We start from the raw sequence: 19,074 nt of genomic DNA on the forward strand, positions 1-19,074 counted from the left end.
ATGACCGCTGCGTCCACACCTTCATGTCCGCCATCTGCCTCGCCGCCACCGTCCTCTTCTGGATCAAGGAGGCCTGAGCCTAGTTTGGCATGGCCAACTTGGCGTACAATTTCACCCGCCTCGCCTGGCTCAGCACCCGAGCTGCGCCCGCATAACCTCACAGCTCCAGCGAATGAGGTACCGGCCGCGCCAGCCGGTCATGCCACCTCGTCAGCAACGCCAGTTCACTGCCTTAGGTGCGTGTCAGGCCCGCCAGCACAGCGCAGCAACAGGTTCTTCGAGGTATCCACCTGCCGCAGGTCAGCGCATTCCTTGGAAGGCGTCCCAGAGAGCAGAAGTTCATGACTATGAAGCGGGAAGTGACGCCTCCAATCCCATTATGATGCAGTCCACAAAAACCTCGAAGCTGCTCCCCATTGGCGCGGCCGCGCCATTCTGCCAGCGCAGAATGAACGCGCGGTTCATCAGGCGAGGAAGCAGTCGCACCAGGTGGGGATAACGCGCGGCGTCAGCCTCCGCCAGGTTGGCCTGAATGACAGATTGCCATGATGGTAGATCTTCCGTTGGCATCCGCGCCAGTTCCTGCGTCACGAAGCCGACAAGTGCCGCCTGAACGGCATTATAGGTTTCGCAGAGCCGTTCCTCTGGCACCCCCGCCTCCACCAGCACGGACAGAATGGCCTCAACCAGGGCAAAATCGGGCCGGAGGTTGGAAACGGTGTCAGCGCCGATCAACGGCGCCGTGTTCGGGTGCTGCCGCACGGCGTCGCGAAAGCGGGTGAACAGGCTTCGCAGCCAGTCCTGCCAAGCTTGGCCGGGCTGGCGTGGCGGCACGCTATCCTCAAGCACCAGCCTGATCACCTCAGCCAAGACAGTGTCGCGGTTGCCGATATGCCAGACGATCACACTCGCATTGACACCAAGGCTCCGCGCTAGGCCGCGAAGGCTGAAGACCGAGAGACCCTTGGTGTCGATCTCATTCAGGGCCGCCTGCAGGATCGCCTTGCGGTTGAGCCCCACCGCGACAGGGGCCGCGCGGGAGCGTCGGGAAGTAGTCGGCTTAGGGTTTCGTGACAAGCTGTTCCTGACCTTCCGACATCCCCCGGCATCTCAACCTCATATCAAGCGTACCGCTGGCGAGGAAGTCTCTTGCGCAGCGCTCAAGAGTGCGATCAACTCGGCGTGCCCGAAGCCGAGAACCTCGGGCGTCCAGACATCAGGCCAGAAGGCGGGCTTTCCATGGATGGCGTGCGGACTTCTCCCGAGATCGGCTTCGGCCTCCAGGCCTTCACGCGCCCGCCCGGTGCGCCCCGCCTGCCGCGCATCGCGCGGGGTGAGGGCATCTGGCTGATCGACACGGACGGCAACCGCTACCTCGATGCCTCCTCCGGGCCCGTCGCGAGCAACCTCGGCCACGGGCATCCACGCATCCTGGCCGCCATAGAGGCGCAGGCGCGCCAGGCGGTATTCGCCTACCCCAGCCAGTTCGAAAGCGCCGCCAACCTCGAATTCGCCGAACGCCTCGGCCGCCTCGCCGGGCCGGGCCTCGACCGCGCCTTCATCGTCTCCGGCGGATCGGAAGCGGTGGAAAGCGCCATCAAGTTCGCCCGGCAATATGCTGTCGCCATGGGGGAAGCCTCGCGTTGGAAGGTGATCGGCCGGCAGCCCGGCTACCACGGCAATACCCTGGGCGCGCTGGCTGTCTCGGGCGACGAGCATGCGCATGAGGTCTTCGGCCCCCTGCTGCGCGCCGTGTCCCGTGTGCCGGCACCGCTCAGCTACCGGCTGCCGCCGAACCACACGGTTGAGAGCCACGCACGTGCCTGCGCCGCGGCGCTGGAGGAAGCGATCCTCCGCGAAGGGCCGGAAACAGTGCTGGCCTTCATCATGGAGCCCGTGGGCGGTCTCGCCACCGGTGCCCTGGTCGCGCCGGATTCCTATTACGAGGCGGTGCGGCAGATCTGCACGCGCCATGGCGTGAAGCTGATCTTCGACGAGGTGATGAGCGGTGCCGGGCGTACCGGACGCTTCCTGGCCGCCGATCACTGGCCGGCGGCGCGGCCTGATATCGTCGTGGTCGCCAAGGGGCTTTCCGCCGGCTACGCGCCGCTCGGCGCCGCACTGGTTTCCGCCGAAATGGTCCGCGTGCTGGCGGAATCCGGCGGCTTCATGCATGGCTTCACCTATAATGCCCATGTGATGAGTTGTGCCGTCGGCGCGGCCGTGCTGCGGGAGATCGAGGAAGCCGATCTGGTTGGCAATGCCGCACGGATGGGCGAATTGCTGCGGCAACGGCTGGAAACCCTGGCAGCGCAGAGCCCCATCATCGGCGATGTGCGCGGCAAGGGCCTGCTGATGGCGGTGGAACTCGTCGCGAACCGCCAGACCAAGCAGATGATTCCGCTGGAGAAGGTGGCACCGGAACGTGTGAAGCAGCTCGCGCTGCGGCGCGGGCTGGCACTCTACTGCCGCCGCACCTCGCGCGGGGCCTATGGCGACTGGCTGATGCTGTCTCCGCCACTGACCATCACGGCGGAGGAGATCGAGGTTCTTTCAGAGAAGCTCGGCGCCGTTCTGGATGACTATGCGACGGAACTGCGGGCTGAGGGCGTAATCCGCTAGTCCCAACCACACAAGGGAACAGGCTATGCGTCAGAAGATCACGCGCCGCAGCGCGCTCCTCCTAGGGGGCGTGGCGCTCACGGCGCCATCCGTCTCGCGCGCCCAGCGCGCCGACCCGCGCGTGCTGCGCTTCGTGCCGCAGGCGGCGCTCTCCATCACCGACCCTGTGGCATCGCTGGCGGGCGTCGCGGTGAATCACAGTTACTATGTCTATGACACGCTCTACGGCATGGATGCCAAGATGCGTGTGAAGCCGCAGATGGCCGAGGGCCACAGCACCTCCGATGATGGGCTGACCTGGACAATCCGCCTGCGTGAAGGCCTTTTCTTCCATGATGGGGAGCCCGTGCGGTCGCGCGATTGCGCTGCCAGCCTGCGCCGCTGGTGCAGCCGGGACACTTTCGGCCGCACGCTGGGCAGCGCCGTGGCCGAATGGCAGACGCCGGATGACCGCACGCTGGTGATCCGGCTTTCCCGCCCCTTCCCCCTGCTGCTGGATGCATTGGCCAAGCCCGGCACCAGCCCGGCCTTCATGATGCCGGAGCGTATCGGGGACATGGAGGCGACGAAGCCCTTTACCGAGGTTATCGGCTCCGGCCCCTACCGCTTTCTGGCCGATGAATTCGTGCCTGGCAGCCGCGCCGCCTACCGGAAGTTCGACCGCTACTCGCCCCGGCAGGAGGCACCGGAATGGACCTCTGGCGGCAAGGTCGTGCATTTCGAGCGTGTCGAATGGGTGATGATGCCCGACCAGGCCACTGCCGCCGCCGCGCTTCAGGCCGGCGAGGTGGATTGGTGGGAGCAGGTCGGCGCCGACCTGATCCCGCTGCTGCGCCGCAACCGCGACATCAGCATCGCGAACGGCGACCCGGCCGGCTACATGGGTGTCCTGCGCTTCAACCATCTGCATCCGCCCTTCAACAATGTGAAGGCGCGGCAGGCTGTGCTCGCTGCCATCAACCAGGCCGACTTCATGGGCGCGGTGACGAACAGCGATGAGACGGCCTATAATGTCTGCCACTCCTTCTTCCCCTGCACCACGCCCTATGGCCGCGCCTCGGTGCCGGACCCGATGACCGAGGCCAACCTGGAACGCGCCCGCGCCCTGCTGAAGGAAAGCGGCTATGCGGGGGAGAAGGTGATCCTCCTCAACCCATCGGATTTCGCCTCCATCGCGCCTTTCGGGCTGATCGCGCATGACCTGCTGGCCCGCATCGGTTTCAACGTCGAACTGGTCTCCACAGATTGGGGCAGCGTCCTTGCCCGCATTGTGCAGCGCAAGCCTCCCTCCGAGGGCGGCTGGAACATCTTCCCGGTCTGGTGGAGCGGTATGGGCATCGTCACGCCCAGCCAGAACGCGCTGATCCGCGGGCAAGGCGATGGTGGCTGGACCGGCTGGTACGAAAGCAAGGAGATGGAAGCCATGAACGAGCGCTGGCTCTCCGTCGCAACGGAGGAAGAGCGCATGCGGATTGGCGACCAGATGCAGCAAATCGCCTTCCGCGATGTGCCGACCGTGCCGCTGGGGCAGTTCTTCATCCGCACAGCCTACCGCAAGTCGCTCACCGGCATGCTGGAGGGTCCCCGCCCCGTGCCCTGGAACCTGCGCCGGGCATGACGGGAATGCTTCCGCCCGTCACGGGTTATCTCGACCGCCTCTCCCGCCGCCCGGGCGAGCGGATCACCGCGCATGTCAGCCTGCGCCGCCCCGGCCCCTGCCGCGCGCGGCTGGTGCGGGTTGTCTCGGCCGATCCCAATCCGGCGGGGCCGGGCCTTGATCTGCGCCCGGTGGTTGAGGCCTTCGACCATCGCTTCGATGGCCAGCATCAACCCGTGCAGCTTGGCTCCTGGGGCCTGGTTCAGGGCAGCCCACAACTGGAACCCGGGCAGGCCCGCTGTTGGGCGGTGCTTGTGCAACTGCTGGCGGAACTGCCCGCCGCCACGGTGCTGGCCGCCGAGGGCGGGCAGGACAGCATCGTGATCCGTGCCGGCGCGGAAGGCGCCGAGGCGGAGATCACCCTTGGCGCCACCACCACCTGGCTGCGGACGGAGACGCCGCTGCGGACAGCGGTGTGGTACCGCCTCTGGCTGTCCCATGACCCCGCGACGGGGCGGGTGGTGCTGGGCCAGGCGCCGCTGGAGGCGGCGGCGGATGTCGCGATGGCCACGGCACAGGCACCGGCCGGCCAGTTCGCGCCGGTTTCCGCCGTCACCTTCGCCGCGCGGGATGCCATGGCGCCGCGCGACCACTTCACCGGCAAGGTCGAGGACCCGCTGGTGGCGGCGGCCTTCGTGGAGGCCTGGCCCGACCCCCTCCACCTCCCTGCCCCAGCGGAAAGCCTTCGTGCCCGCTGGGACTTCTCGGAGGGCATCACGACCGAACATGTCACGGATATCGGCCCCGAGGCCTTGCACGGCGACCTGATCAATCTTCCCACGCGGGGTATGGTCGGCGCTGCCTGGAGCGGGAACGAGACCTGCTGGCGCCATGCCCCGGCCGAATACGCCGCCATCCACTTTCACGCCGATGATCTCAGCGACTGCCGCTGGTCTCCTTCCTTCAGCTTCGATGTGCCGGATGACCTGCGCAGCGGGGCCTATGCCTTCCACCTGACCTGCGAGGATGGCGAGGACTGGCTGCCCTTCTACATCCTGCCACGGCGGGATGGACCGCATGCGGCAGTGGCCGTACTCGCCTCCACCTTCACCTATCAGGCCTACGCCAACCACGCGCGCGGCAATGCCGATGCCGCCTACAAGGAGCGTGCCGCAGCCTGGGGCGCCTATCCCCACAACCCCGACGATGTCACCGCCTTCAGCCACTCGACCTACAACCGCCATCCCGATGGCAGCGGCATCTCGCTCTCCTCTCGGTTGCGACCGATCCTGACGATGCGGCCGGGCTTCCTGACCTTCAACGATCCGAGGGGCTCGGGCCTGCGGCACTACCCTGCCGATTCCCACCTCCTCGCCTGGCTGGAAGCGCGCGGAATCGCATTCGACATCGTCACTGACGAGGATCTCGACGACGAAGGCGAGGCCCTTCTCTCGCCCTACCGCGTCGTCCTCACCGGCTCCCACCCCGAGTATCACACGGGGCGGATGCTGGATGCGCTGACCGCCTATCGCGACCATGGCGGGCGGCTGTGCTACCTGGGCGGGAACGGCTTCTACTGGCGGATCGCGCGAGACCCGGCGCGGCCGCATATCATCGAGATCCGCCGTGCCGAGGGCGGCATCCGCGCCTGGGCGGCCGAGGCGGGCGAATACTACCACCAGCTCGATGGCGCGTTGGGCGGGTTGTGGCGGCGCAACCGCCGTCCGCCCCAGGCTCTGGTCGGCGTCGGCTTCAGCGCGCAGGGGTTGTTCGAGGGTACCTTCTACCGCCGCCTGCCAGCGTCCGCGGACCCCCGCTACGCCTGGATCTTCGAGGGCGTGCCCGAGATCATCGGCGACTACGGACTCTCCGGCGGCGGCGCGGCGGGCTTTGAGCTGGATCGCGCCGATCCGCGCCTGGGTACCCCGCCCGGCACCGTGATCCTGGCACGGTCGGAGCAGCCGCCGGCCTCCTTCGTCACCGTGCCCGAGGAGCTGCTGTCCCACATCGCAACCGTGACCGGCGAGAGCCCGGAGGCGCTGAAGCGGGCGGAGATCGTCATCTTCGAGGTTCCGGGTGGCGGTTCCGTCTTTGCTGTCGGCTCCATCACATTCTGTGGCAGCCTGTGGAACGGAACAGCCTTTGATGGTCCCGTCTCCCGTATGCTGGAGAATGTGGTGCGCCGCTTCGCCGGGCTCTGAGCAGCGCCGGTGCCCCCGGGGACCACCCGCCCCTTCAAGTTCGGCAGGCCAAGCCGCTCTCCGGAGTGCCTGGCCTGCCAAGACTCAGGAAGTCGAGAGAAATGAAGCCCAACACCATCGGCCGCCGTGGCCTTCTGCAAGCTTCGGGGGCGCTGCTCCTGCCACTGGCCGCGCCGAACCTGGCGCGGGCGGCAACGCCCACCACGCTGCGCTTCGTTCCGCAGTCCAATCTCTCGACGCTTGATCCGGTCTTCACCACGGCGGCGGTGACCATCACTCACGGCTATTGCATCTTCGACACCCTCTATGGCGTCGATGCCCAGATGCGCGCGAAGCCGCAGATGGCCGAGGGCGCCACCGTGTCCGAGGATAAGCTCACCTGGCTGATCCGCCTGCGGGAAGGCCTGCGCTTTCACGACGGTGAGCCGGTCCGTGCTCAGGACTGCGCCGCGAGCCTCCTGCGCTGGAGCAAGAAGGACACCTTCGGGCAGACGCTCGGCGCCGCCGTGGAAGCCTTCGAGGCCGCCGATGACCGCACGATCCGCATCCGCCTGAAGCGGCCCTTCCCGCGCCTGCTGGATGCCATCGGCAAGCCGCATTCCTCCCCCGCCTTCATGATGCCCGAGCGGCTGGCAAAGGCGGATCCGAACACGCCGGTGACGGAGATGATCGGCTCCGGTCCCTTCCGTTTCATGCAGGACGAGTTCGTCTCCGGGAGCCGTGCCGTCTATACGCGCTTCGCCGACTACACGCCGCGGGCCGAGGCGCCGGAATGGACCTCCGGCGGCAAGCAGGCTCATCTGGAGCGCCTCGAATGGATCATCATGCCCGATCCGGCGACGGCGGCGGGCGCGCTTCAGGCCGGCGAGATCGACTGGTGGGAGCAGGCGCTGCCTGACCTAGTCCCGACGCTGACGCGGCGGCGCGGCATCGCGGTGCAGCGGCAGGATCCCTACGGCTTCATCGCCCATGCCCGCTTTAACCATCTGCAGCCGCCCTTCAACAACGCCAGGCTGCGCCGCGCCGTCCTTTCCGCCCTGCGGCAGGAAGATTACATGCATGCGATCGTCGGCGACGACGCTGATGCCTGGCGGCAGTGCCGTGCCATGTTCCCCTGCGGCCTGCCCGACGTGACCGAGGCCGGGGTGCAGGACATGCCCTCCAGCCTGGAAGCGGCCCGGGCCGCGGTGAAGGCCAGCGGCTACAACGGCGAAACGGCCGTCATCCTTAACCCCGCTGATTATCCCTCCATTTCCCCGCACGGGCTGCTGACGGCGGAGCTGCTGCGGCAGATCGGCATCAAGGTGGATCTGCAGGAGATGGATTGGGGCACGGTGCTGCAGCGCCGCCTCTCGCGTGAGCCGATGGAGAAGGGCGGCTGGAGCATCTACCACACCAACTGGCCCAGTGTATCCATCGCCAACCCGGCGATGAACGCCACCATCCGCGGCCAGGGCAGCACCGGCTGGACCGGCTGGTATGAAAGCGCCGAGATGGAGCGCCTGACGGTCCAGTGGCTGGATGCGGCGACGCCGGAGGATGGCGGCCGGCTGATGGACCAGATCCAGCGCGTGGCCTTCGACGACGTGCCCAGCCTGCCGCTCGGCCAGTATTTCTCCCGCACCGCCTACCGGGACAATGTCACGGGTGTGCTGCCTGGCTCGGCGGCCTTCTTCTGGAACGTCCGGAAGGGCTGAACATGCCGCAACTCTCCCCCATCGCGCCGGATGCGGCGCGTTTCGATGTGGTGATCCTGGGCGGCGGCTCCGCCGGCTGCGTGCTGGCGGCGCGGCTCAGCGAGGATCCTTCGCGCAAGGTGCTGCTGGTGGAAGCCGGCCAGGACCTGCGGCCGGGCGAAATGCCGCCGGAAATCGCCTCGCCCTATCCGGGGCGCGCTTACTTCAACAGTGCCTGGACCTGGTCCGGACTGCAGGTCGGGATGGGCAAAGACCCTTCCAATACCGGCCAGGCCACCATCCGTCCCTACGAGCAGGCGCGCATCCTCGGCGGCGGCTCCTCCATCAACGGCATCGGCGCCAATCGCGGCTCCCCGCATGATTACGCGGAATGGGAGGCCGAGGGCGCGGCGGGCTGGGGGTGGTCCGACGTTCTGCCGTATTTCCGCAAGCTGGAGCAGGATCTCGACCTCGCCAGCGATACCGAGCGGCATGGCGCCGATGGCCCGCTACCCATCCAGCGCGTGCCGCGCTCCCAGCACACGCCCTTCGCACGGCAGGTGGAGGCGGAGCTGGACCGGCAGGGATATCCCGCACGGGAGGACCAGAACGGTGCCTGGGAGGACGGCGTCTTCCCGATCACCGTCAATCTGGACCGCAGCGGCCGCCGCACCTCAACGGCCACGGTCTACCTCACCCAGGCCGTGCGCGCCCGCTCCAACCTGACACTCTGGACGGGCACCGAAGCGGAGCGGGTGCTGTTCGATGGCAAGCGTGCCGTTGGCGCACGGCTGCGCCGGGGGCACGAGAGCCTCGATGTGGCCGCGCCGCTGGTTATCGTCAGCAATGGCGCGCTGCACTCCCCTGCCCTGCTGCTGCGCAGCGGCGTAGGGCCGGGGGCGGCGCTGAGCCAGCTTGGCATCCCGGTGGTAGCGCCGCGCGCGGGCGTCGGGCGGAACCTACTGGAGCATCCCTCCATTGGCGTCTCCGCCTTCATCCGCCCGGATGTGCGCCTGCCAACCGGGGAGCACTACCACATCCAGTCCATCCTGCGCTGGTCTTCCGGGTTGGAGGGGACGCCGCCGGGGGACATGCACCTCGCCGTCAATACCCGTTCCGGCTGGCATGCGGTGGGGCATCGCATCGCCACACTGTTCAACTGGGTGAACAAATCCTACTCCCAGGGCAGCGTCACCCTGGCCTCCGCCGATCCCTCGGCCCGGCCGGTGGTTGATTTCCGAATGCTCTCGGATGAGCGGGACCTGGTGCGGCTGGCCCAGGCCTTCCGGCTGGCGGCCGGGGTGCTGCGCGCGTCCTCCCTGGACGGCATGGTGCTGGAGGCCTTCCCCTCCACCTATTCCGCCCAGGTGAAGAAGCTGCTGCAACCCTCCTGGCGCAATGGCGTGCTGACCGCCCTCGCCGGGCCGGTGATGGACCGGGTGCCGCTGGTGCGTTCCCGCATCCTGGCCATGGCGCAGGAAGGCAATGCGCCGCTGGACGTGCTCTGCCAGGACGACGAGGCGCTGCGGATGCATCTGCGCCGCCACGTGGGTGGCGTCTGGCACCCCTGCGGCACCTGCCGCCTGGGTGCGGAGGACGACCCCATGGCGGTTTGCGACCCCTCGGGGCGGGTGATTGGCGTGGAAGGTCTGATGGTCTGCGATGCTTCCGTCATGCCGACCATCCCCTGTGCCAACCTCAACGTGCCAGTCATCATGATCGCCGAGAAGATGTCAGATGGAATTCGCGCTGCCTCGAAAGCTCCGTCCGGGCGCCGCGCGGGCGTCACTGCTTCTGCCTGAACCCTCTGGGTTCCTTTATCTGGCGAGGGGGATTTGTTTCTTCCATACGCCAGAATATCGCCCTGCAGGCCATCGCAGCAAATAGCGATAGCGCAATCTCGGCGCTGGCTCCATCCAGTACAGCGCCGAACAGCGGCGCGCCAACCGTCTGGCTGACCGCGACCGCGACCGCCAGGAACAGAATACCAAGCCCGAGGTCGGGCCGGTCTAGCAGAAGGGAGGTGCCCCAGATCAACAAGATGCCGCTGAAGACAATATAGGCGGCTCGAACAGCGCTGTCGCCGCCAGTATGAGCGACGGCGCCGCTGCGGAGTCCGCGATCATGCCGTAGCAGAGAGCCAGCCACTGGCACGTTGTTTGGTGACCAAGCAAATTTGGTGGCGCGACGCAGCCTGCACGCCCTTAGGCGGGCACCTGGACACATGTCTCCCGGACAGAAGGCTCAGCGAAGAAGACCCACACCCTGCCACTGCTATTGACAAATAGCAGCACGCCCTCGCCATCATAGACAAACCCTATAGATCCTGCTGGGCGGAGGCCAACCATGCTGAACTTGAGGCAGATGGAAGTGCTGCGTGCCATCATGTCGCAAGGCGGTGTGACCGCGGCGGCCAAGATGTTGAACGTGTCCCAGCCCTCAGTTAGCGAGGTGCTGCGCCATGCTGAACAGCGGCTGGGCTTTCCCTTGTTTCACCGCGCCAACGGTCGGCTGAGGCCCACCAAGGCAGCGCAACAGCTCTCGATCGGCATCAACCGCGTCTTCGAGGAGGTGGTAAGCGTCAACCAGTTGGCGCAGGAACTGCGGCAACAGCAGCGCAATGTGCTGCGTATCGGCGGCGTCAGCGCGCTCGCCATGGCACTGGGCCCTACGCTGGTGGCGGAGTTCCTTAAGGTCTCACCTCATGCAAGCCTTCGTCTCAGCGTGATGAAGCGTGCCGAGATGGCACAGGACCTGGCAACGGGTGCCTTGGATGTCGGCCTGACCTTTCTCGCTGAGGAATATCCTTGCCTTGAGGCTGTAGAGGTCGCTTGCCGTCCACTACAGTGCGTGGTGCCGGTGGGCCATGCGCTCGACCGGCCTGGGCTGGTGACGCTGCGCGACGTCGCCGGCTTTCCGCTGATCGGCTACTCGCCCCATCTCACCACCTCCCAATTAATCCGGCACGCCTTCACTGAGGCTGCGCTGCCCTACCGCCCGTTCTGTGAGGTGGAGCAGGTGTTGCAGGCCTGGTCCCTTGTGCAGTCCGGCGCGGGAATCTGCCTGATCGAGCCATTCTCCTCCCTCGGCGGCTTCTTCCCTGGCGCGAAGGCGCTACCGCTTGACCACCCAGCGCGCGTCCCGTTGCAGATGCTGGTCCTTCGCTCGGCCCGTCGGTCTGGCCTGCTGGAGGGCTTCATTGCCCATGCCCGGCTTCTCCTGCAGAGCAACCCACCCTGCCTATAGGGTAATCCTATGGGTGGCAGAACGATTGCTATTGGAATGCTGCTGCCGATCCACGGCTTGATAGCGTATCGAGTTGCCTCACTGCGGCAGCCTCTACCCATTGGCAAACGGGGATGCGCTATGGCCGGTGCTGCAAGCACGAGAGACAGCGGCACCGCCGCGCCAGAAGGCATGAACGCTGCCCTAGCGCGAGAGATGCTGTCGTGCTGGCTGCCGGCGCTTTGCCTGAAGGGCGCAACACTGTGGGCCGATGGCGCCTGGTCTGCGGCCGTGTCGGGCACCCTCTTCAGCAATAATTTCTGCGCCGATGGCCAGCCTCGGCCCAAGATGGCCAAGGCCGGCGCCAAGGATATCGGCCGCGCGGCACAGGTCGCCCGCACCGGCGCCGCCGCGTGGTAGGGTCTTGGCCCCTCGGAGCCGGTGCGGTTGCTGCGCGAGGTGGCGGCCGGCATCCGCCAGCACGCCGATGCGCTGGGCTAGCTGGTGCCGATCCTGGCCTGCAGCAATGCGGTCATTCTGAAGACGGCGGAGCGACGCCGCTGGTGACGCTGCTGCATACGCTGCCGCCGGGTGCCCCGGTCTCCGGCCATAAGGCCAGCGGCATGGGCAGCGAATACGGCCAGGTGACCGAGGAGCAATACATGCGGATCAAGACCACCGTGACCTTTGCCGGCGGCTGGCGCAGCCCCTGCGAGCCCGCGCAATGACCGTGCCGCAGGAACTGGTGGAACGGCTGGTCGCGTGGCGGCGCCACCTGCATGCGAACCCGGAGCCATCCAATGCCGAGGTCAATACCGCTGCCTTCGTCTGCGAGCGGCTGGCCGAGCTTGGCATCCCCTTCACCAGTGGGGTGGGTGGCCACGGCGTGGTGGGCACGCTGTCGCGCGGCGAGGGTAGCGGCAGCGTCGGCCTGCGTGCGGATATGGATGCGCTGAGTCTGGTGGAGGAGACGCAGCTTCCCTACCGCTCCACCCGCCTCGGCGTCATGCATGCCTGCGGGCATGACGGCCATACCACCGCCCTGCTGGGCGCCGCGGCTCTACTGGCCGAGCGGGACGACTGGTCCGGCACCGTGCAGCTGATCTTCCAGCCGGCGGAGGAGGCGGGCACCGGCGCGCGCGCCATGCTGGATGACGGGCTGCTGGAGCGTTTCCCGATGCAGCGCATCTTCGCCTTCCACAACTGGCCTGGCCTGTCGGCAGGCACCGTCGCCGCCCGCATCGGCGCAATGACGGCAGGCACGGCAAAGATCGAGATCGTGCTGACCGGCACCGCCTCGCACGCCGCGCTGCCGCAGCGGGCGAAGGACCCAGTGCTGGCGGCGGCGCATCTCATCATCGCCCTGCAATCCGTGGTGTCGCGGGAGACGGACCCGCTGGACAGCGCCGTCCTCTCCATCTGCACGATGCAGGCCGGCACAGTGCTGAACCAGATCCCTGAGACGGTGACACTGCGAGGCACCATGCGTCTGCACCGGCCTGAGGTGCGGGAGAGCATGGAGGCCGCCATGCGGCGGATCTGCGACGGTGTCGGCGCCGCCTTTGGCGTGGATATCGAGTGCCGCATCCAGCGCGGCTCCACCCCTTCCGCCAATAGCCCGGCGGAGACGCGGATGGCGTTGGACGCCGCCCAGCAGGCCGGGCTGGTGGCGGATGATGATCCACCACGCGCCATGATCGGCGAGGATTTCAACTGGATGCTGGCGAGGCGCCCTGGCGCTCTGGTCTGGATCGGCAATGGCCCGGCCGAGGGGGGACGGGAGCTGCACAGCCCCACCTACGATTTCGAGGACAGCGCCTTGCCGGCCGCCGCCGCCTGGCTGGCCGAAGTTGCCTGCACCGCACTAGCGGATGAAAGCTCCGCCCCGCCCGCCTGACGACCTGCCAATGAAAAGCCGCCACACGATCGTGGCGATGCTCCCCGCGCGAATCCTTCTGGGAGGCTTCCAATGACAGCGAGAAACGCCTTGCTCCGCCGGGCCGTCCTGGGCCTGTGCATCAGCCTCGCCTTCTCCAGCCTCGCTGCCGGGCAGGCCGGGGCAGAGACGGTGCTACGCTACGCACCCTCTGCCGAGCCGCGCACAATGGACCCGGTCGCGAACTTCCTCTCCATCACCCAGCAACATGCCTACATGGTCTACGACACCCTGTTCTCGCTCGACGAGAATCTGGTGCCGCAGCCGCAGATGGTGGAAGGCTTCACCAAGAGCGGGGATGGCCGGGTCTATACCATGACCCTGCGACCTGGGCTGAAGTTCCACGACGGCAGCCCCGTGCGTAGCGCCGATGTTATCGCCTCCATTCGTCGCTGGGCGGCGCGCGACCCGGTCGGACGCAAGCTGACCGAGATGGGCATGACGCTGGCCGTGGTTGATGACCGCAGCTTCACCGTGACGCTGGAGGCGGATACACCGCTGCTACTGGAAGGCTTCGCCAAGCCTAGCGCTGCCGCGCTGTTCGTGATGCGGGAGAAGGAGGCCCAAACCGACCCGATGCGTCCGGTGGCCGAGGTCATCGGCTCCGGTCCCTTCCGCTTCGTCGCCAGCGAATACCGGCCCGGGGCACGCATGGTCTATGCCCGCAACGCCGATTACGTGCCGCGAACGGAACCAGCCAGCTACTTCGCCGGCGGCAAGGTGGTGAAAGTAGACCGGGTCGAATGGGTCATCATGCCGGATTCCAGTTCCGCCGTTGCCGCGCTGCAGACCGGGGAGATCGACATCTACGAATCGCCGCCGCTGGACCTGCTGCCAGTGCTGGAGCGACGGCGTGACGTGACGGTGCGGGTGCCGGGCCGCCAAGGGCAGATCGGCTTCCTGCGCCCGAACTTCCTGCATCCGCCCTTCAACAAGCCGGAGGGCCGCCGCGCGCTGGCGCTGGTGATGAACCAGGCCGATGCCATGGCCATGGCTGCCGGGGCGGATGGCAAGTACTGGAGCCGTTGCTACAGCTTCCTGGCCTGCGGCGGCGCCAATGAGGACCAAGGCGGCACCGAGTGGATGCAGGCGCAGCGGATGGACGAAGCGCGGCGCCTGTTCCAGCAGGCCGGTTATCAGGGCGAGCCGGTCGTCATCATCGCCGCTGGCGACAACGAGGTCATCAAAAGCTTTGGGATGCTGGCGGCGGAGCAGCTTCGCGCGGCCGGACTGAATGTGGATCTGCAGTTGAGCGACTTTGCCTCGATGATGGCCCGGCGCGTGAACCAGGCGACGCCCAGCCAGGGCGGGTGGAGCCTGTTCCCCATGTGGTCCTACAGCTTCGAGATGGACAACCCGATCGCCAATCCCACCATGAACAGCGCCTGCGTCAATCCGGCGGGCGGCTATCCCGGCTGGTCCTGTTCGCCCAAGCTGGACGAGCTACGGACGGCCTGGACGCGGGAGACCGACCCGACGAAGCGGCGGGAGATCATCCGCCAGATCCAACTGGCTTCCGCAGAGCAGGTGCCGATCGTGTTGCTGGGGCGCTTCTTCTCTCCCATGGCCTATCGCAGCAGCCTCACCAACCTGCTGAACACGCCGCTGCCGGTGTTCTGGAGCGTCTCGAAGCCTTGAACAGGCTCTCCACCGCCTAAACGGAGCCCGCCGCGTGACCTATTATGCCTTCGCTTCCGACAATGCCGCCGGTGCCTCCGGCCCTGTGCTGGCGGCCCTGGTGGAAGCCAATGCCGGAGAGGCGGCAGCTTATGGGGAGGACGCGCTGTCCCAGCAGCTCGACGCGGCCTTCAGCGCGTATTTCAGGCGGACAGTGCGGGTTTTCGTGGCGCCGACGGGCACGGCGGCCAATGCGCTGGCACTGGCCGCCCTGGTGCCGCCCTATGGCGACATCCTCTGCCACGGGCAGGCGCATGTGCTGACCACCGAATGCGGCGCGCCGGAGTTCCTCGCAGGCGGCGCGCGCCTCACCCCTCTGCCGGGCGGCGCGGACCGCATCGCCCCTGCCGTGCTGGCGGCGGCGTTGGCGGCGCGCCCCGCCAACCGGCACCGTCGCCCGGCGCGCGCGCTGACGCTGACCCAGGCGACCGAGGCTGGTACGCTCTACACGCCAGAGGAGCTGGCGGAGATCGCCGGCATTGCCCGCACGCATGGCCTCAGGCTGCATATGGACGGCGCGCGCTTCGGCAATGCGCTGGCCGCGCTGGGCTGTGCCCCCGCCGCGCTGAGCTGGCAGGCGGGCATTGACATCCTTAGCCTTGGCACCACCAAGAACGGCACGCTGAACGCCGAGGCGGTGGTGGTCTTCGACCCCGCCCTGGCGGAGGACGTTGCCTACCGGCACAAGCAGGCGGGGATGCTTACCTCCAAAATGCGCTTCGTGGCCGCCCAGCTGCTGGCCTATCTGCGTGACGACCACTGGCTGGCCAATGCCGCCCATGCCAATGCGGCCGCCGCCCGGCTGGCGCGTGCACTCGGCGCCACGCCGGGCTGCCGCCTGCTGCACCCGGTGCAGACTAACCAGGTCTTCGCCGAAATCGCTTCCACCGTGCAGGCGAGGCTGGAGCGGCATGGCATCCGGCTGCGCCGCTGGGGAGCGGGGGCGGATACCTTCCGCCTCGTCTGCAGTTTCGCCACGACCGCCGCGCAGCTCGATGGCTTCGCCGCTGCTCTGCAGCAGGAGGCGGGCGCAGCAGCCGGGGCCGACTAACGCCACGCTCGGTCACGCTTTCACCAAACGGAACTACCATGCATCACTCCATCGGCAGCGCTCCCATCGACGTCGCGATCCTCGGCGGCGGCTCTGCCGGTTGCGTGCTGGCGACGCGACTGAGCGAGGAGCCTGACCGCCAGGTGCTGCTGGTGTAGGCGGGGCCGGACATTCCGCCCGATGCGGTGCCGCCTGCCATCGCCTCGCCCTATCCGGCCGCGCCCTCTTCAACCGCGAGTGGTTGTAGACGGACTTGCGCGCGGTGATGGGCATAGGCACCGGCAACCAAGCGGCCGAGGTGCGGCCCTATGAGCAGGCACGCATCCTTGGCGGCGGCTCCTCCATCAACGGGCTCGGCACCAATCGTGGCGCCCCGTCGGATTACGACGAATGGGCGGCGATGGGCGCGGACGGCTGGGGCTGGCTCGACGTGCTGCCCTATTTCCGCAAGCTGGAGAAGGACCATGATTTCACCGGCCCGCTGCATGGCCAGGACGGGCCGCTGCCGATCCGCCGTCTGCCGCGCGCCCGCTGGTCGGCCTATGCCCGGCAGATGGAGCGGGTGCTGGGCGAGCTTGGCTGCCCGGCGCTGGACGACCAGAACGGGGCCTGGGAGGATGGCGTAATTCCCACCGCCACCAATACGGTGGTCGATGGCACGCGCGCAGGAGTGGTCGCCGCTTATCTGACGCCAGAGGTCCGCCGCCGGCCGAACCTGCGCATCCTCAAGCGGAGGTGTTGCGGCTGGAGGTGGAGAGCACGCGCGTGACCGGTTGCCTGCTCCGCCTCGGTGGCGAGGAAGTGACAGTCAGGGCACGCGAGACCATCCTGGCCGCCGGTGCCATCTGGTCGCCGGTGCTGCTGATGCGCAGCGGCATCGGCCCTGCCGCCGCGCTGCGCGCGGGGGCTGGCGGTGCATGCCGATCTGCCTGGCGTGGGTGAGAACCTGCACGAGCATCCCTCGATCAGCGTTTCCGCCTTCCTGCGGCCGGGCCAGCGCCAGCCCGCAGGGGCGCATTACCACCTGCCGGCCCTGCTGCGCTGGTCCTCCGGCGTGGAAGGCGAGCCAACGGGGAACATGCATGCCGCCATCGTCGCGCGTTCCGGCTGGCACGCCATAGGGCAGCGCATCGGCTCCCTGTTCGTCTGGGTGAACCACACGCGCTCGACCGGCTCCGTGCAACTCGGTGCGCGGTCGGGGGACGGACGCGCCGGTGGTGGATTTCCGCCTGCTCTCCGACCCGCGGACATGGTGCGGCTGAAGCAGGGCTTCCAGCTGGCCGCGCGGGCGTTGTGCCACCCTGGCTTGGCCGGGCTAGTCAGCGAAGTGTTCCCCAGTACCTATGCCGCCAAGGTGCGCCGTTACCTGCACCCTACCGTACGCAACGGGCTACTGATGGGGTTGGTAGGTCCCGCCATGGACCTCAGCGGAACGATGCGTCGCGCCGTGCTGCGCGCGGCGATTGAGAGCCAGGTGGGTGCCGCCGCCCTGGCGTCGGATGACACTCTGCTGGAAGAGCATCTGCGCCGGCATGTTGGCGGCGTCTGGCACCCGAGCGGCACCTGCCGGACGGGCGCGGCACAGGACCGCATGGCGGTTGTGACACCTGATGCCCGACTGCGCGGCGTGGGAGGGCTTCGGGTCTGCGACGGTTCCATCATGCCGCGCATTCCTTTCGCCAACACTAACGTACCGAGCTTGATGATCGCCGAGAAGGTGGCCGACAACATCCGCCAGAACATACGATAAAAAGTCTTATGGTCCGGGGTCTGGGCTAGGCCGCAGCATTGCCAAGGCTTCGGCTGCGGCGCCGCCATCGGGTCCATCGAAGCGCAGCCGATGCCGCCGGTGCGGCGCCGGCACCGCCCGCCGCCTTAGCGCGCGATCCACCGCAGTCAGCACCGCGTCGCGGCAGTCCATCTCCTGCGCAAAGCTCGGCACCCAGTAGCGCACCATGTAGACTAGGCCGTCCGCCTCGTGTGCGGATAGTCGGACATCCGGCGGGGGCTGCGGTAGCACGCCCGGCGCCGTGGCGGCGGCTTCGGCAAGCAGGCGCTTGGCCTCCTCCGCAGGCAAGGCGTGGTCGAGTGTCAGCCGCACCTGCTGGCGGTAGTTAGCGCGCGGGGCGCTATAGTTGGTGATCCGCTGCTGCGCGATCCGCCCGTTCGGCACCACGGCCTGGACCCGGTCGAGCGTCTCGATGCGTGTGGAGCGCCAGTTGATCTCAACCACGCGTCCCCCGAGCCCGCCCTCGATGGTGATCCAGTCGCCGATGCGGTAGGCGCGCTCAAGGCCGAGCGCGATGCCGGCGAAGATGTCGGCCATCACGCCACGCAGCGAGAAGCCGAGCACGGCGACGATGACACCCGAGGCGGCGGCCGCGCCGAGCGCGGAGCCCTCGAACACCAGGGCTATGGTTGCCAGCGCGGCAGCCCCGAACACCGCGGCGCCGAGCAGGTCCTGCAGCAGCTTCGGCGACCGCCGCCGGCCACTGCCGGCTCTGCTCAGGACGATGCCGGCGAGCCGCGTGGCCAACCAGGCTGCGGCGAAATAGGCCGACGCACCAAGCAGCAGGCGCACCACCTGAAGGCCGCCCGGCTCCGGCTCGGGCAGGTCGAGAGCGTGCAGGGCTAGGGGCTTGCCGATCAGCAGGCTCGCGCTCCCCAGCGTCGCTGCCAGGGGCCACGCCACTCGCCGCAGCCCCTGCACCGCCTGGGTGCCAGAGAGACGCCGCGCCACCGGTGCGCGGGCGGGTTCCCGCCTGGAAGAAGATTCGTTCCGCACGTCGCTCTTCTTCAAAGCCGCCGGCCTGGGCGGCGACAGCGGCCCCGCAGAGGTCGCAGATCGTGATAATGAAGGCCACGGTTCATCTCCTCCGGGCAGGGCAACACGGCCATTCTTCGCAGAACGCGAAGACGGCGGAATGTTGCTCGTTCTGGTTGCTGGTTCTGGAGCGTATTCCCGGGCCGGGCGTCGGCAGCGCGCGTGCGTGATCGGGCCCGGTCCTAGGCTCAGGCCTCCTTGATCCAGAAGAGGACGGTGGCGGCGAGGCAGATGGCGGACATGAAGGTGTGGACGCAGCGGTCAT

At 67.7% G+C, this 19,074-nt stretch carries 16 protein-coding genes and 1 pseudogene; 14 read left to right on the forward strand and 3 right to left on the reverse strand.

Features of this window, described 5'->3' with window-relative positions:
* Positions 1-345: 345 nt before the first annotated feature.
* Positions 346-1,020 (reverse strand): TetR/AcrR family transcriptional regulator C-terminal domain-containing protein, encoded by a 675-nt coding sequence (locus EBE87_RS24930; protein ID WP_158600929.1) that lies wholly within the window; start codon positions 1,018-1,020, stop codon positions 346-348.
* Positions 1,021-1,239: 219 nt separating this feature from the next.
* Here EBE87_RS24930 and EBE87_RS24935 point away from each other — a divergent pair, with 219 nt between their 5' ends.
* The 5 genes from EBE87_RS24935 to EBE87_RS24955 all read left to right on the forward strand — a co-directional run bounded on the left by EBE87_RS24935 (position 1,240) and on the right by EBE87_RS24955 (position 9,898).
* Positions 1,240-2,622, forward strand: coding sequence for an aminotransferase family protein (locus tag EBE87_RS24935; protein WP_120639109.1), 1,383 nt, complete (start codon positions 1,240-1,242; stop codon positions 2,620-2,622).
* A 25-nt stretch (positions 2,623-2,647) separates the two neighbouring features.
* Positions 2,648-4,240 carry an ABC transporter substrate-binding protein gene (locus EBE87_RS24940; protein ID WP_120639108.1) on the forward strand — a complete coding sequence of 531 codons (1,593 nt, stop codon included), beginning with the start codon at positions 2,648-2,650 and terminating at the stop codon, positions 4,238-4,240.
* Positions 4,237-6,420 (forward strand): N,N-dimethylformamidase beta subunit family domain-containing protein, encoded by a 2,184-nt coding sequence (locus tag EBE87_RS24945; protein WP_233553284.1) that lies wholly within the window; start codon positions 4,237-4,239, stop codon positions 6,418-6,420. Before EBE87_RS24940 ends, EBE87_RS24945 begins: the two co-directional genes overlap by 4 nt.
* Positions 6,421-6,521: 101 nt before the next feature.
* Positions 6,522-8,117 (forward strand): ABC transporter substrate-binding protein, encoded by a 1,596-nt coding sequence (locus tag EBE87_RS24950; RefSeq protein WP_120639107.1) that lies wholly within the window; start codon positions 6,522-6,524, stop codon positions 8,115-8,117.
* A 2-nt stretch (positions 8,118-8,119) separates the two neighbouring features.
* On the forward strand, positions 8,120-9,898 hold the full coding sequence (locus tag EBE87_RS24955; protein ID WP_120639106.1) for a GMC family oxidoreductase: 1,779 nt from the start codon (positions 8,120-8,122) through the stop codon (positions 9,896-9,898).
* Here EBE87_RS24955 and EBE87_RS28815 read toward each other — a convergent pair.
* On the reverse strand, positions 9,882-10,244 hold the full coding sequence (locus EBE87_RS28815; RefSeq protein WP_120639105.1) for a hypothetical protein: 363 nt from the start codon (positions 10,242-10,244) through the stop codon (positions 9,882-9,884). The genes EBE87_RS24955 and EBE87_RS28815 overlap by 17 nt on opposite strands.
* Positions 10,245-10,442: 198 nt before the next feature.
* Between EBE87_RS28815 and EBE87_RS24960 the strand changes: the two genes are divergently transcribed.
* The 9 genes and pseudogenes from EBE87_RS24960 (at position 10,443) to EBE87_RS25000 (ending at position 17,735) form a co-directional block, all read left to right on the forward strand.
* Positions 10,443-11,342, forward strand: a complete 900-nt coding sequence (locus tag EBE87_RS24960; RefSeq protein WP_120639104.1) for a LysR family transcriptional regulator — start codon at positions 10,443-10,445, stop codon at positions 11,340-11,342.
* Between the two features lie 36 nt (positions 11,343-11,378).
* On the forward strand, positions 11,379-11,741 hold the full coding sequence (locus EBE87_RS28820; protein WP_147426101.1) for a hypothetical protein: 363 nt from the start codon (positions 11,379-11,381) through the stop codon (positions 11,739-11,741).
* Between the two features lie 143 nt (positions 11,742-11,884).
* Complete coding sequence (locus EBE87_RS29210; protein WP_158600928.1) at positions 11,885-12,049, forward strand: hypothetical protein; 165 nt, start codon at positions 11,885-11,887, stop codon at positions 12,047-12,049.
* Positions 12,046-13,218: an amidohydrolase gene (locus tag EBE87_RS24970; protein WP_120639102.1), complete on the forward strand. Its 1,173-nt coding sequence runs from the start codon at positions 12,046-12,048 to the stop codon at positions 13,216-13,218. Before EBE87_RS29210 ends, EBE87_RS24970 begins: the two co-directional genes overlap by 4 nt.
* A 72-nt stretch (positions 13,219-13,290) precedes the next feature.
* Positions 13,291-14,895, forward strand: coding sequence for an ABC transporter substrate-binding protein (locus tag EBE87_RS24975; RefSeq protein WP_120639101.1), 1,605 nt, complete (start codon positions 13,291-13,293; stop codon positions 14,893-14,895).
* A gap of 34 nt (positions 14,896-14,929) precedes the next feature.
* Entirely contained in the window at positions 14,930-15,985 is a 1,056-nt protein-coding gene (locus tag EBE87_RS24980; protein ID WP_120639100.1) for a threonine aldolase family protein, read from the forward strand.
* Between the two features lie 38 nt (positions 15,986-16,023).
* Positions 16,024-16,143, forward strand: a complete 120-nt coding sequence (locus EBE87_RS29510) for a GMC family oxidoreductase N-terminal domain-containing protein (protein WP_120639099.1) — start codon at positions 16,024-16,026, stop codon at positions 16,141-16,143.
* Between the two features lie 107 nt (positions 16,144-16,250).
* Positions 16,251-16,927, forward strand: a pseudogene (locus EBE87_RS24990) (GMC family oxidoreductase N-terminal domain-containing protein).
* Positions 16,920-17,735: a GMC oxidoreductase gene (locus EBE87_RS25000; protein ID WP_120639097.1), complete on the forward strand. Its 816-nt coding sequence runs from the start codon at positions 16,920-16,922 to the stop codon at positions 17,733-17,735. The pseudogene EBE87_RS24990 and the gene EBE87_RS25000 overlap by 8 nt, the downstream one beginning before the upstream one ends.
* A 6-nt stretch (positions 17,736-17,741) precedes the next feature.
* Here EBE87_RS25000 and EBE87_RS25005 read toward each other — a convergent pair whose 3' ends face one another.
* Positions 17,742-18,785, reverse strand: a complete 1,044-nt coding sequence (locus EBE87_RS25005) for a mechanosensitive ion channel family protein (RefSeq protein ID WP_158600925.1) — start codon at positions 18,783-18,785, stop codon at positions 17,742-17,744.
* Positions 18,786-19,074 lie beyond the last annotated feature (289 nt).

The organism is Teichococcus wenyumeiae (assembly GCF_003696345.1).
Taxonomy (GTDB): Bacteria; Pseudomonadota; Alphaproteobacteria; order Acetobacterales; family Acetobacteraceae; genus Pseudoroseomonas; species Pseudoroseomonas wenyumeiae.